The sequence below is a fragment of the Streptomyces sp. Q6 genome, from assembly GCF_036967205.1.
GTDB classification, from domain to species: Bacteria; Actinomycetota; Actinomycetes; order Streptomycetales; family Streptomycetaceae; genus Streptomyces; species Streptomyces citrinus.
In genome coordinates this window covers 3,886,555-3,898,884 of the sequence record NZ_CP146022.1, presented here as the reverse complement: position 1 = coordinate 3,898,884, position 12,330 = coordinate 3,886,555, and the positions used below count along the sequence as shown (strand labels likewise).

The following is a 12,330-nucleotide window of genomic DNA, read 5'->3' as shown; positions in this document are numbered from 1 at the left end:
AACTGATCGGACCGTACCCGGGGGGTGCCCGTTCTGTCAGTAGGTCCGGGGCTGTGAGATTCGCCGAAATTTTCGAGGGGAGGGGTGCCTGGTTTGGTTACACTGCTCAGGCTGCCTCCTTAGCTCAGATGGCCAGAGCAACGCACTTGTAATGCGTAGGTCGTCGGTTCGAATCCGACAGGGGGCTCCGTGAAACCCCAGGCCAGCCCGCTCTGACCTGGGGTTTTGATGTTCGCGCCATCCTCGGGGGGAGATCACATGAAGCGCGCTTTCGCCGTCCTCGCCACCGTCGTCGTGCTGGCCGCGCCGCTGACGGCCTGCGGCAGCGACTCGAAGTCCGTGACCGGCACGGTCGTCAGCAAGGACACGGACCACGAGTGCTCGAAGAAGAAGGGCAAGAAGACCCGCAGCTGCCACACCGAGTACGAGCTCCAGATCCGTACCAAGGGCGGGGACCAGGAAGAGGTCGACGTCAGCAGCAGCGCCTACGAGAAGTGCGCCGAGGGAGCCACGTACCCGAAGTGCGCCGACCGCTGACCGTCGGCGGTCACCGGCGGCCGGCGCGGCAGGGTGCGAAGAGGGCCCGGCCCATGGGGCGGGTGTCCGCGTACGCGCGGATCTCCGTGATCCTTCCGGCGCGCCCTTGACGAAGAAGTCGTCGATGAGCGCGTCGCGGCCCTGCCAGGCGCCGGACAGCGGCAGGTCCCTGCCGGGGAAGTGCCGGACCCCGTCCTCGGCGTCCCGCGAGGTGTCCACGGCACGGGAGTGAAGCAGGGCGCGCCGGGCGTCCACGACAACTCGCAGGCTGGAAGGTGGAGTTGAGGTCGACGCCCGGAGTGGACGCGGGGTGTCGGTGATCTCCCGGTCAGTGGCGGCCCGCCACCCGGTCCGCCGCCTTGGCCAGGCGGGAGGAGTCCGGGGTGTGGGTGGTCAGTTCGCGACGGTCGGCGGCGTAATAGGTCGCGTACATGCCGTGGACGCCGAGCCAGCGGAACGGCTCGGGCTCCCACTTGCGGACCTTGTGGTCGACCCAGGGAAGGGCGGTCAGGTCGGTGGGGCCCGACTGGCCCGAGTCCTGCTGGACCAGATCGCGCAGGGTGCGGGCCGCCAGGTTCGCCGTCGCCACGCCGGAGCCCACGTAGCCGCCCGCCCAGCCGAGGCCCGTCGAGCGGTCGAGGGTGACCGTGGCGCACCAGTCGCGGGGGACGCCGAGGACGCCGGACCAGGCGTGGGCGACCTCGACGCCGGCCAGCTGCGGGAAGAAGCGGGTCAGGATGGAGTACAGGGCCTCGACCGTGCGGGGCTGGGTGCGGCCGTCGTTGTCCGTGCGCGAGCCGAAGCGGTACGGGACCCCCCGGCCGCCGAGTGCGATGCGGTCGTCCGCCGTGCGCTGCGCGTACATGTACGCGTGGGCCATGTCGCCCAGCGTCTCGCGGCCCTCCCAGCCGATCGACTCCCAGACGTCCGCCGGCAGCGGCTCCGTCGCGATCATCGAGGAGTTCATGGGGAGCCAGGTGCGGCGCTGGCCCTTGAGGGACGCCGTGAAGCCCTCCGTGCAGCGCAGGATGTAGGGGGCGCGGACCGTGCCGTACGGGGTCGTCGCGTGCTTCGGCTTGATCTCGGTGACCGGGGTCGACTCGTGGATGGTGACGCCGAGCTCCTCGACCGCCCGCGCCAGTCCCTGGACGAGCTTCACCGGGTGCAGGCGGGCGCCGTGCGGGGTCCACGTCGAGCCGACCGCGCCCGCGACCCGGACGCGCTCCGCCGTCTCGCGGGCGCCGTGCAGGGTGCGTTCCTTCTCGCCGTAGCTCAGCTCCGTCGCGTGGAAGGCCTTGAGGCGGGCCAACTGGGCCGGGGTGTAGGCGACTTCGAGGACGCCGCCGTGGTGGATGTCCGCGTCGATGGACTCGGCGCGCGCCACGTCGATGACCTCGGTCACCGTGTCGTTCATCGCCTGCTGGAGGCGGACCGCCGCGTCGTGGCCGTGGAGCTTGGCGTAGCGGTCGCGGCCCGCGATGCCGTTGTAGAGCCAGCCGCCGTTGCGGCCCGAGGCGCCGTAGCCGCAGAACTTCTGCTCCAGGACGGTGATGCGCAGGAAGGGCGCGGCCTTCTTCAGGTAGTACGCCGTCCACAGGCCGGTGTAGCCGCCGCCGACGATGACCACGTCGGCGCTCGCGTCGCCGGACAGGGGCTCGCGGGCGACGGGGATGCCGACGCCCTGATTCCGGGCGTACCAGAACGATATGCCGCCGTTGACCGTCGCCGTCGCGTTGTTCGAGCTGCTCATGGCGGTGGACGTTACTGGGCGGGAGGGGCGTCGCGGCAGGGGGGCGGGGCCCTTGGTCCCGGCGGATCGGGTCCTTCGGCGGGCCGAACCGGCGTAAGGCGTGCGTAAGTTGGGGTGATCGGAACGATTCCGGACGCTTTGTATGACTCGGGAGGCTTTTGGTATGCGGAGCGCGGTGCGTGGCGCGGGGGCGGCTGCCCTGGCCCTGGGGCTCGGGGTGGCGGTCGCCGCCTGTTCGAGCGGTGCGGGGGTGAGGTCCGGGGCGGCCGAGGACTTCGGGGACTCCAGGCCCGCCGAGGTGCGGGCCGTCGCCGATCCGGGCGGGCTCGCCGGGGTGCCCGCCCGGGTGGACGGTGCCGTCGTCACGGTCGGCGACGCGGACGCGCCGCACACGGTGCGGGTCTACGAGGACGCCCGCTGCCCGTACTGCAAGAAGTTCGAGGAGGGCGGGGCGCGGGCGCTGGTCGGGCCGGTGGCCGACGGTGACGTGAAGGTCGAGTACACGATCGCGTCGTTCCTCGACAAGAACCTCGGCGGCTCCGGTTCGGTGAACGCCGCGAACGCGCTGCGCGCCTCCGTGGACGCCGGGAAGTTCCCCGAGTTCCACGCCGCCGTCTTCGCCAACCAGCCCGACGACGAGTCCGTGGACGCGTACACCGACGCCTTCCTCCTCAAGGTCGCGGACACGGTGGACGGGCTGCGCTCCGACGCCTTCGACCGGGCCGTGAACGACGGCTCGTACGAGACGTGGGTCGATGACGCGATGCGGGCGTTCCGCGACGACGGGGTGCGGGGCACGCCGACCGTCCTGATCGACGGGAAGAAGGCGGGCGGCGGTGAGGACGCGATGTACGGGCAGACGTCGTTCGCGGCGGTGCTGAAGGACGCCGGGATCGGCTAGACGTGCCCCGCGCCGGTCTCGACCCGCCGACGGAACGGGTTCCAGGGCGCGCCCCGGTCCCGTACCAGCGGGTGGCAGGCCAGACCGATCAGGACCGACGTGAAATGGCCGAGGTCGGTGAACGTGCGGCCGGTGATCAGCGGGCTGCCGTAGACGACGAGGACGCCCGCCAGATACCCGTAGCGCCAGGGCGACGCGATCCGGTACGTGAGGACCGCGACGATGCCCGCGAGGGCGTAACTCACGCCGACATCGAGCGTGTTGATCGATGAGGCGGGCGCGTGACCGTGCCGGATCGCCCAGAGCAGGGCGCCCTCGCTGATCAGCGTCGCGAGGATGTGCGCGGCGGCGGCGACCCCGAGCCAGCGGGCCGTACCGAGCCAGCGTTCCGCCTGCGCGTGGAAGACCGTGTAGAGCACGGCGTACGGCCACCAGCTGCCGCCGTCGATCCAGAACGCCGACGAGACCAGGACCCGGACCGGGTCCTCCGTCAGCTCGTGCAGGTTCGTGGAGCGCTGGCGCAGGAACTCCTGCTCGAAGTCGGGGCTCATGTGGTGCACGGCGACCGTGGTGACGAACAGCGCGGCCAGCCAGATGTACGTGCCGGGCGCGCTGCGGACGTAGGCCCTCACGCGGTGCGGAAAATGACGCATGGCTGATTGAGGCACGTCGGTAGGGTCGGCGCCGTGATCGACATTCCGGACGGCCTGGTGGAGTCGCAGCACACGTACGCGGGAGAGGCGGGCCGCGCCTTCATCGCGGCGCTGCCCGCGCGGGTCGAGGAGTTCCTGGAGCGCTGGGACCTGCGGCCGGACGGCGCCGCGATGCACGGGATGGCCGCGCTGGTGCTGCCCGTGGTGCGGGCGGCGGACGGCGTCCCGGCCGTGGTGAAGTTCCAGGTCCTCGACGAGGAGACCGAGGGCGAACCGGTCGCGCTGCGGGTGTGGGACGGCGACGGCGCGGTGCGGCTCCTCGACCGCGACGCCACGCACGGCACCGGCACGATGCTGCTCGAACGGCTCGACGCGGGGCGGACGCTGAGCGGCGTCGAGGACTCGCGGAAGGCGGTGCTCGTCGTCGCGGACCTGCTCGCGCGGCTCACGGCGGGCGCCGCCCCGGACGGCATGCGGCGCCTGTCGGACGTCGCGCGGCAGATGCTCGCCGACACACCGGACGCGCTGGGGCGGCTCGCCGACCCGGTCGAGCGGGGGATCGTGGCGGACTGCGCGGCCGCGGTGCGGGAGGTCGTGGACGAGCCAGGGGACCGGCTCCTGCACTGGGACCTGCACTTCGAGAACGTGCTGGCGCCCCGGGAGACCGCCGAGCGCGGGCCGTGGGTGGCGATCGACCCGAAGCCGCTCGCCGGGGACCCGGGGTTCGACCTGTGGCCCGCGCTCGACAACCGCTTCGAGCCGGACGAGGTGGTGTGGCGGTTCGAGGCGATGACCCACGTCCTCGGCCTCGACCGGGAGCGGGCCAGGGCGTGGACGCTCGGGCGGGTGTTGCAGAACGCCCTGTGGGACGTGGAGGACGGCCGCCCGCTCGCCGCGGACGGGCTGGAGATCGCGCGGCGGCTACGGGCGTGACCTGCGGCGGTACCCTGCGCGCATGATCCGTCACGCCACATCCGCCGATGTCCCCGTCATCCACGCCATGGTCCGCGAACTCGCCGACTACGAGAAGGCGTTGGACGAGGCGCGGGCCACCGAGGAACAACTGCGCGAGGCGCTGTTCGGGGAGCGGCCCGCCGCCTTCGCGCACATCGCCGAGGACGACACGACCGGCGAACCCGTCGGCTTCGCCCTCTGGTTCCTCAACTTCTCGACGTGGCGCGGGGTCCACGGCATCTACCTGGAGGACCTGTACGTGCGCCCCGCGGCACGCGGGGCCGGCCACGGCAAGGCGCTGCTGACGGAGCTGGCGCGGATCTGCGTGGCGCGCGGCTACGAGCGCCTGGAGTGGTCGGTCCTGGACTGGAACGAGCCGTCGATCGACTTCTACCGGGCGCTCGGGGCGCGGGCGCAGGACGAGTGGACGGTGTACCGGCTGACGGACGGGGCGCTCGGCGCGCTGGGTTCGGCCGGCTGAGCCGGTTCGGCCGGCCCGCCCGATGCGGCTGGTGCGGTTCGTTCGGCGGGGTTCTACGGTTCCAGGACGACCTTTCCCGTGGTGCCGCGCGTCTCCAGGGCGCGGTGGGCGGCGGCGGCTTCCGCGAGGGGGAAGCGGTGCACGGCCGGGATGAGGGTGCCGCTCGCGGCCTGGGCGAGGGCGGCCAGTTCGAGGGTGCGTACGGGGTTGTCGCCGCCGCCCGCCTTGCGCATCATCGCGGGGCCGAGGACCTGTTCCTGGGTGATCGACCGGCGGGTGAGTTCGTCCTCGTCGAGCAGGAGCGGGCCGCCGTCGTCGCCGATGCCCTGTTCCGACCAGCCGAAGATGAGGTGCTGTCCGCCGGGGCCGAGGAGGTCGAGGGCGGCGGTGGCCGTGGCGCCGCCGACGCCGTCGAAGAGGACGGTGGCGCGCAGGCCGCGTGCGGAGAGGAACTCCGCTGCCCGGGTCGGCCAGTCGGGCTCCTTGTAGTCGAGGGCGAGGTCGGCGCCGTTCGCCTCGACCTGGGCCGTCTTCGCGGGGCCGCCCGCCAGGCCGACGACCGTGCCGCCCGCGTGCTTCACGTACTGCACGAGGAGCGTGCCGATGCCGCCGGCCGCGGCGGGGACCAGGGCGACGGTGTCGGGCGTGACCGTCGTGAAGTTGAGGATGCCCAGCGCCGTACGGCCCGTGCCGATCATGGCGACGGCTTGTGCCGCGTCCAGGTTCGGCGGGATCTCGTGCAGCCGGGCGGTGTCCGTGACGGCGAGTTCGGCATAGCCGCCGGGCGCGAAGCCGAGGTGGGCGACGACCCGCTTGCCCAGCCAGGACGGGTCGGTGTCCGGGCCGAGCGACTCCACGGTGCCCGCGACCTCGCGGCCGGGGATCGTGGGCAGGTCGGGGAGCTGGGGGAGCGGACCCCTGGTGCCGCCGCGCAGCGCCGTGTCGAGCAGGTGGACGCCCGCCGCCGCGACCGCGATCCGGACCTGGCCGGGGCCCGGCTCGGGGTCGTCGGTCTTCTCGTACGTGAGGTTCTCGGCGGGGCCGAAGGCGTGCAGACGGATGGCGTGCATGGGCGCTCCCGTGAAGTGTCCGGGGCCGTTGGGGCCGGGCCGCCAGTCTTCGACCTCAAGCGCGGTTGAGGTCAAGGCCGGGGCGGCGGATCCGGGCGCGCAGGGCCAGCGTGGTCGCCTCCAGGGCGCTGGTGAAGGAGACCTCGGACAGGACGCCCGGGGCCGCGACCATGTCGCCGGCGAGGTGGACGCCGTCGCCCCGGTCGATCGCCGGGCGGTCCCGCCACGTCGTGCCGGGGCGGTCCAGGGCGCCGGTGCGGCCCTGGGCGACGGCGTCGCGGCGCCACGTCGTCCGCCCGCGCCAGCCGGGGAACGCGAGATCGAGGAGGCGGTCCGCGCGGGCGGAGCCGTCGGCCTTCGACTCGCCCGGCGCGATCGGGACCTGCCCCTGGATCAGGCTCTCGCCGTGCGGGGCGAGGGACTTGTCCTGCGCCGTGAACCGTTCCAGCCAGGCCGGGAAGTCCAGGCCCGAGACCGCGAAGGCGTCGCCGCGGCGGCCGCGGACGGCCAGGTCGATCAGTGTCGTCCGGCCGCTGTCCCAGACGAGGGAGTCGTCGCGCAGGAGGCGGCGTGCGGCGTCCAGGGACGTGGCGACGACCACGGGGCCGTGGGCGGGCACCTCGTCGACGCGGCTCAGGGTCTCCACGCGCACGCCCAGGTTCCAGGCGCGGGCCGCCATCCGGTCGATGACCGACGACCAGCCGCCGACCGGATAGCGGGCCTCGGGCGGGACCTTGGCGGTGCGGCGCAGGCGCTCCTGCACGAAGCGGGCGGAGAGCGAGCCGGGGTCGTGGTGGAAGAGGGCGACCGCCGTGTAGTGCGCGGCGGCGCGGGCTCCGGCGGCGCCGACGAGGCGGGTGGCCCACGTCGTGAAGTCCTCGTCCACGGGAGCCTGTCGGGGACTGCGGACCAGCAGGCGCAGGAGGGCCGCGGGGGGCGTGCGGCGCAGGGCCCCGTCACGGTGGAAGCGTAGGCGGCCGCCTTCGAGGAGCGGGATCGGGGCGAGGGGTCCGAGCAGGTCGCGCTGCGCGAGCCAGGTCCAGTGCGGGCCGCCGCTGTAGAGGGCGTGCGGGCCTTCGTGGGTCAGGTACGGGGCGTCGGCGGTGCGGGCCCGGCCGCCGAGGGTGTGGTGCGCCTCGTGGAGGGTGACGCGGGCGCCGGCCTCGGCGGCGGTGATCGCGGCGGTCAGCCCGGCGAAACCGCCGCCGATGACGGTGAGGGTGGGGGCGGAGGCGGAGCGGGGGGTGGAGGTGCGGGCGTCATGGGCGTGCGTGTGCGTGTGCGCGTGCGTGTCGGTGTGGGCACGGGCGGGGGTGCTGCGGGGCATGTTCCGACTCCTGCCTGGCGTGGGCGGTGCGCTGTCCTGCGGGGTGCTGTCGCTGTCGTGCGGAGTGCTGCTCCGGCTTCGCGTGTGTCCTTCCTCCGTACGACCGATCCGCGGGGCCCGAATGTGACATCGGGGGAGTCGGCGCAGGTCAGGGGTGTGGCTGGGGGATTGTCAGTGGGGGCGTGCAGCATGGGGGCATGGCGGACAGGCGTGGTGCGGCGGCGAAGGTGAAGAAGGCGCGGCGGCCGGAGGTGCGGCTGCCTCCTCTGGTGCCGTGGGAGGACGGGGCCGGCCTTGAGCCGGACGGGGATTACGACGGCGTGGAGATCCGCGACGCGGACTTCGCGGGGCAGGAGGGGATCGGGGCGCGGTTCATGGACTGCGCGATCGAGGGGTGCGGTCTCGACGGGACGGGGCTGGCGCGGGCGCGGATCCTGGACTCGACGCTGACCGGCGTGCGGGGTGTGGGCACGGACCTGGCGGGGGCGACGCTGCGGGACGTGGAGCTGGTGGACGCGCGGCTCGGCGGGGTGCAGCTGCACGGGGCCGTCCTGGAGCGGGTGGTGATCCGGGGCGGGAAGATCGACTACCTGAATCTGCGCAAGGCCAGGCTGAAGGACGTGGTCTTCGAGGGGTGCGTCCTGGTGGAGCCGGACTTCGGGGGAGCGAAGCTGGAGCGGGTGGAGTTCGCGGGGTGTGTCCTGAAGGGCGTCGACCTCACCGGGGTGACGCTGACGGACGTCGACCTGCGGGACGCGGCGGAGCTGGACATCGCCCGGGGGGTGGACCGGCTCGGCGGTGCCGTGATCTCCACGTCGCAACTCCTCGACCTGGCACCGGTGTTCGCGGGGTTCCTGGGGGTGCGGGTGGAGGGGAACTGAGGGGGACGGGCGCCCTGAGGAGCGCTGTTACTTCACGCGGGGGAAGCGGCCCTGGAGGTCCCAGATCGCCGGGTTGTCCGCCAGGTCCTCGTGCATGTCCGTGAGGTCGGCGATCAGGTCGTGCAGGAAGTCCCGTGCCTCGCGGCGGAGTTCGGAGTGGGAGAAGGTCAGCGGCGGCTCGTCGCCCGGCATCCAGTCGGCCTCGATGTCGACCCAGCCGAAGCGGCGCTCGAACAGCATGCGGTCGGTCGACTCCGTGAAGTCGAGCTCCGCGTACTGGGGGGTCGCGGAGCGGCTGCCGCGCGGGTCGCGGTCGACGCGCTCCACGATGTCGCACAGCGCCCACGCGAAGTCGAGCACCGGCACCCATCCCCAGGCTGTGGACAGCTCCCGGTCGGCCTTGGTGTCGGCCAGGTACACGTCGCCGCAGAACAGGTCGTGGCGCAGCGCGTGGACGTCCGCGCGCCGGTAGTCCGTCTGCGGCGGGTCCGGGAAGCGGCGGGAGAGGGCGTAACCGATGTCGAGCACGTAGGAGATGGTGTCACGGGCGCCGGACCCGGGCGCACGGGAGCCGGGCCGTGGCTGGGGGCGGGCCTTGGTTCGCGGGCGGCGGGCCGTGGCTCGCGGGCGCCGGATCGCGGCTTGTGGGGGCGGGCCTCGGTTCACGGGCGCCGGACCGCGGCTCGCGGGCGGCGGGCCCCGGCTCACGGGCGCCGGACCCTGGCTCGCGGGCGCCGGACCCTGGCTCGCGGGCGGCGGACCCTGGCTCGTGGGCGGCGGGGCTGAGGGGAGTCGCGGGGCTGAGGGGAGTCGCCGGGCTCAGGGCAGCAGTCGTTGCTCCTTCGCCACCGCGACCGCGCCCGCCCGGGTGTCGACGCCGAGCTTGTCGTAGATCCGGCCGAGGTGCGTCTTCACGGTGGCCTCGCTGATGAACAGGGCCTTGGCGATGTCCCGGTTGCCGAGCCCGTGCGCGAGCTGGGCGAGGATGTCGCGCTCGCGGTCGGTGAGGGTGGGCCGCGGCTTGCGCATGTTGGCCATGACGCGGCTGGCGACCGGGGCGGACAGCGTCGTACGGCCCTGAGCGGCGGCGTGGATCGCGGCGAACAGTTCCTCCGGGCGCTCGGCCTTCAGGAGGTAGCCCGTGGCGCCGGCCTCGATGGCGCGGGTGATGTCGGCGTCGGTGTCGTACGTGGTGAGGACGAGGACGTGGGGTCTGCCGCCCGGGTCGGCGGACGTGAGGCGGCGGGTCGTCTCGACGCCGTCGATGCCGTCGCCGAGCTGGAGGTCCATCAGGACCACGTCCGGGGACAGTTTCGCGGCGAGGGCGACGGCCTCCTCGCCGGTGCCCGCCTCGCCGACGACCTCGATGTCCGGGGCGCTGTCCAGGAGGGCGAGCAGCCCGGCCCGCACGACCACGTGGTCGTCGCAGAGCAGGATCCGGGTGGGCGGCTCGGCGGGGCCGGTCATGTGGTGGTGCCTCCTGGTGGGTGCGGTCGGGTCGGGCGCCGTCGTGGCGGGGCGGGGTGGTCCCCCGCGCTCCTCAAGGGGCCCGTGGTTCGAGGGGGACCGAGACGGATCCGAGCGGGACCGAGACCGAGAGGACCGTCCCCTCGCCGGGGGCCGACTCGATCGTCAGGGTGCCGCCGAGCTGGTGGACCCGCGCCCGGATCGCCGGAAGACCGTGGCCCCGTACGCCGGAGGGAGCCGCGGACACCGCCGCCGGGTCGAAGCCGTGGCCGTCGTCGGCGATGTCGAGCAGCGCCCGGTCGTCGTCGAGCAGCGTCAGCGTCACCGCCGCCGTGGTCGCACCGGAGTGCTCCCGTACGTTGGCCAGCGCGCCCTGCGCGATCCGCAGCAGGCCCGACCGCACCCGGTCGGGAAGCTCCGCGCCCCGGGCGCTCTCGGCGGCGTCGACGTGGACCCGTACGGTCAGCCGCTCGCCCGACTCCCGTCCGGCGAGCGCCCGCAGCGCCTGCTCCAGGCCGCCGCCGCGCGCGAGGTCCGCGGGCGCCAGGTCGTGCACGAAGCGGCGCGCCTCGACGAGGTTGTGCTCGGCGATCGACGCGGCGGTGCGCACGTGCGTGTGCGCCTTGTCCGGCGCCGAGTCCCACACCCGGTCCGCCGCCTGCAACAGCATCTGCTGGCTCGACAGGCCCTGCGCGAGGGTGTCGTGGATCTCCATGGAGAGCCGCTGCCGCTCGGCCAGCGTGCCCTCGCGGCGTTCGGACGCGGCCAGTTCACGGCGCGTACGGATCAGGTCGTCGATCAGCGCCCGCTGGCGCGCCGACTGCCGCTGCATCTGGAGGAAGACGGCGGCGGCGAGCGCGGAGACGGCCGGCGGGCCGAGCACCAGGTCCGGGTCCCAGCGCCCGGCGAGCCGCACCTGGGAGGCGACGACCAGCACGGTCAGCAGGCCCACGAGGACGAGGGCCGCGCGGGTGGGCAGGGTGCGCAGACCGGTGTAGAAGAGCGGGACCCCGACCCAGGCGAAGCTCGGCGCGAGGCCGACGAGCACGACGACCACCGCGACCACCAGGGCCAGCCAGAGCCGCCGCACGGCCGTGCGGCGCCGCGGGTTGTCGAGGGCGACACCGGCGACGTACAGCACCGCGAGGACCACGCTGAGGGCGATGATCCAGGGCGTCCGGGCGCCGCCGGGGTGACGCAGCAGGAACCGTGCGAGGGCGACGGCGAGCAGCAGGAAGAACGCGGCGTGCATGACGACCGTCAGCCACCGGGTGTCGTTCTCGTACGACCGGGCGGCGCGCACCGGGTTTCTGGCCTCGGCCACGGCCACCTCCTCATCGACCCCTGCACGTACGGGCTCCGAACTGGGCAAACACTGTCATTGTCGCCCGGCCGTCCGCCCCCGGGGTCAACCGATCGGATGACCCCGGTGTCGGCTGCTCGGCACGCCGCGACCAACCGGTCCGTCGATGGGTCCGGGCCGGTTCCGGACCCAGGATTGATGTCAGAGCGGGACGGCGGCGACCGGGCGGAACCGGAGAGCCGGACCCCGCCCCACCCCTTTCCCCCTGGAGTTGTTCCTCATGAAGCACGTCAAGAAGGTCTCGAAGCGCACCCGCGTCCTCACCGGCTCCGCCCTCGCCGCGGCCGTCGCCCTCGGTGGCGTCGGCGCCTACTCGGCGAGCGCCGCCGACACCGCCGCTCCGGCCGCCGCCAAGCCCGCCGCGGTGAAGGCGGGCAACACCCTCCAGACGAAGCACCTGACGATCGACGCCGCCCAGGACGCCGCCGAGGCCGTCCTCGACGCCGCGAAGAAGGAGAACCAGAAGGTCTCCGTCGCGATCGTCGACCGCAACGGCAACACGATCCTGACCCTGCGCGGCGACGGCGCGGGCCCGCAGTCCTACGAGGCGGCCGAGAAGAAGGCGTTCACCGCCGTCTCGTGGAACGCCCCCACCTCGGAGCTGACCAAGCGCCTGGAGTCGGCCCCGACCCTGAAGGACATCCCCGGCACGCTGTTCCTCGCCGGCGGCGCCCCGGTCACCGCCGACAACGCCCCGATCGCCGGCATCGGCGTCGCGGGCGCCCCGTCCGGCGATCTGGACGAGAAGTTCGCCCAGGCCGGCGTGGCCGAGCTGGCGAAGTAGGACGTACCCGGCAGGTTTCCCCGCCGGCCCCCGGGACGCCGCACCGAAGGTGCGCGTCCCGGGGCGCGGGGAACCGCGCGAGCAACCACGATGGTGTGGCACCCGCCCATGACACAACACCTGCGACGGCGCGTGGGCGGAGCGGTGCTCCAGCCCCGCCGC

The 12,330-nt window shown here is 73.6% G+C and carries 13 protein-coding genes and 1 tRNA gene; 7 read left to right on the top strand and 7 right to left on the bottom strand.

Going from position 1 to position 12,330, the window contains the following annotated elements; all coding sequences use genetic code 11:
- Positions 1-113: 113 nt before the first annotated feature.
- Both V2W30_RS18150 and V2W30_RS18145 read left to right on the top strand, forming a co-directional pair.
- Positions 114-187 (top strand) — tRNA-Thr (locus V2W30_RS18150).
- 71 nt (positions 188-258) lie between these two features.
- Positions 259-537, top strand: a complete 279-nt coding sequence (locus V2W30_RS18145) for a hypothetical protein (protein WP_338697866.1) — start codon at positions 259-261, stop codon at positions 535-537.
- Positions 538-865: 328 nt separating this feature from the next.
- On the opposite strand, the gene V2W30_RS18140 is transcribed toward V2W30_RS18145, so the two are convergent.
- The gene (locus V2W30_RS18140; protein ID WP_338697865.1) at positions 866-2,287 is read right to left on the bottom strand and encodes an FAD-dependent oxidoreductase; all 1,422 of its coding nucleotides are present in this window, start codon (positions 2,285-2,287) and stop codon (positions 866-868) included.
- A gap of 163 nt (positions 2,288-2,450) precedes the next feature.
- Between V2W30_RS18140 and V2W30_RS18135 the strand changes: the two genes are divergently transcribed.
- A complete protein-coding gene (locus V2W30_RS18135) occupies positions 2,451-3,188 on the top strand; it encodes a DsbA family protein (protein ID WP_338697864.1) in 738 nt (245 codons plus the stop codon).
- Here the strand turns inward: V2W30_RS18135 and V2W30_RS18130 are convergent.
- Positions 3,185-3,841 carry a rhomboid-like protein gene (locus tag V2W30_RS18130; RefSeq protein ID WP_338703669.1) on the bottom strand — a complete coding sequence of 219 codons (657 nt, stop codon included), beginning with the start codon at positions 3,839-3,841 and terminating at the stop codon, positions 3,185-3,187. The genes V2W30_RS18135 and V2W30_RS18130 overlap by 4 nt on opposite strands.
- Before the next feature lie 33 nt (positions 3,842-3,874).
- On the opposite strand from V2W30_RS18130, the gene V2W30_RS18125 reads away from it, so the two are divergent.
- Both V2W30_RS18125 and V2W30_RS18120 read left to right on the top strand, forming a co-directional pair.
- Positions 3,875-4,774 (top strand): aminoglycoside phosphotransferase family protein, encoded by a 900-nt coding sequence (locus V2W30_RS18125; RefSeq protein ID WP_338697862.1) that lies wholly within the window; start codon positions 3,875-3,877, stop codon positions 4,772-4,774.
- Between the two features lie 22 nt (positions 4,775-4,796).
- Complete coding sequence (locus V2W30_RS18120) at positions 4,797-5,276, top strand: GNAT family N-acetyltransferase (RefSeq protein WP_338697861.1); 480 nt, start codon at positions 4,797-4,799, stop codon at positions 5,274-5,276.
- A 53-nt stretch (positions 5,277-5,329) separates the two neighbouring features.
- Here the strand turns inward: V2W30_RS18120 and V2W30_RS18115 are convergent, their stop codons facing one another.
- Both V2W30_RS18115 and V2W30_RS18110 read right to left on the bottom strand, forming a co-directional pair.
- Complete coding sequence (locus tag V2W30_RS18115) at positions 5,330-6,346, bottom strand: zinc-binding dehydrogenase (protein ID WP_338697860.1); 1,017 nt, start codon at positions 6,344-6,346, stop codon at positions 5,330-5,332.
- A 55-nt stretch (positions 6,347-6,401) separates the two neighbouring features.
- Positions 6,402-7,673: an NAD(P)-binding protein gene (locus V2W30_RS18110; RefSeq protein WP_338697858.1), complete on the bottom strand. Its 1,272-nt coding sequence runs from the start codon at positions 7,671-7,673 to the stop codon at positions 6,402-6,404.
- Between the two features lie 197 nt (positions 7,674-7,870).
- Between V2W30_RS18110 and V2W30_RS18105 the strand changes: the two genes are divergently transcribed.
- Positions 7,871-8,554 (top strand): pentapeptide repeat-containing protein, encoded by a 684-nt coding sequence (locus V2W30_RS18105; RefSeq protein WP_338697856.1) that lies wholly within the window; start codon positions 7,871-7,873, stop codon positions 8,552-8,554.
- A 27-nt stretch (positions 8,555-8,581) separates the two neighbouring features.
- Here V2W30_RS18105 and V2W30_RS18100 read toward each other — a convergent pair whose 3' ends face one another.
- From V2W30_RS18100 to V2W30_RS18090, 3 genes are all read right to left on the bottom strand, one after another.
- Positions 8,582-9,082 carry a hypothetical protein gene (locus V2W30_RS18100; RefSeq protein WP_338697854.1) on the bottom strand — a complete coding sequence of 167 codons (501 nt, stop codon included), beginning with the start codon at positions 9,080-9,082 and terminating at the stop codon, positions 8,582-8,584.
- Between the two features lie 291 nt (positions 9,083-9,373).
- Positions 9,374-10,021, bottom strand: coding sequence for a response regulator transcription factor (locus V2W30_RS18095; protein WP_338697852.1), 648 nt, complete (start codon positions 10,019-10,021; stop codon positions 9,374-9,376).
- Between the two features lie 73 nt (positions 10,022-10,094).
- Positions 10,095-11,273, bottom strand: a complete 1,179-nt coding sequence (locus V2W30_RS18090; RefSeq protein WP_338703668.1) for a sensor histidine kinase — start codon at positions 11,271-11,273, stop codon at positions 10,095-10,097.
- Between the two features lie 331 nt (positions 11,274-11,604).
- Between V2W30_RS18090 and V2W30_RS18085 the strand changes: the two genes are divergently transcribed.
- On the top strand, positions 11,605-12,168 hold the full coding sequence (locus V2W30_RS18085) for a heme-binding protein (RefSeq protein WP_338697850.1): 564 nt from the start codon (positions 11,605-11,607) through the stop codon (positions 12,166-12,168).
- The last annotated feature ends 162 nt before the right edge of the window (positions 12,169-12,330 follow it).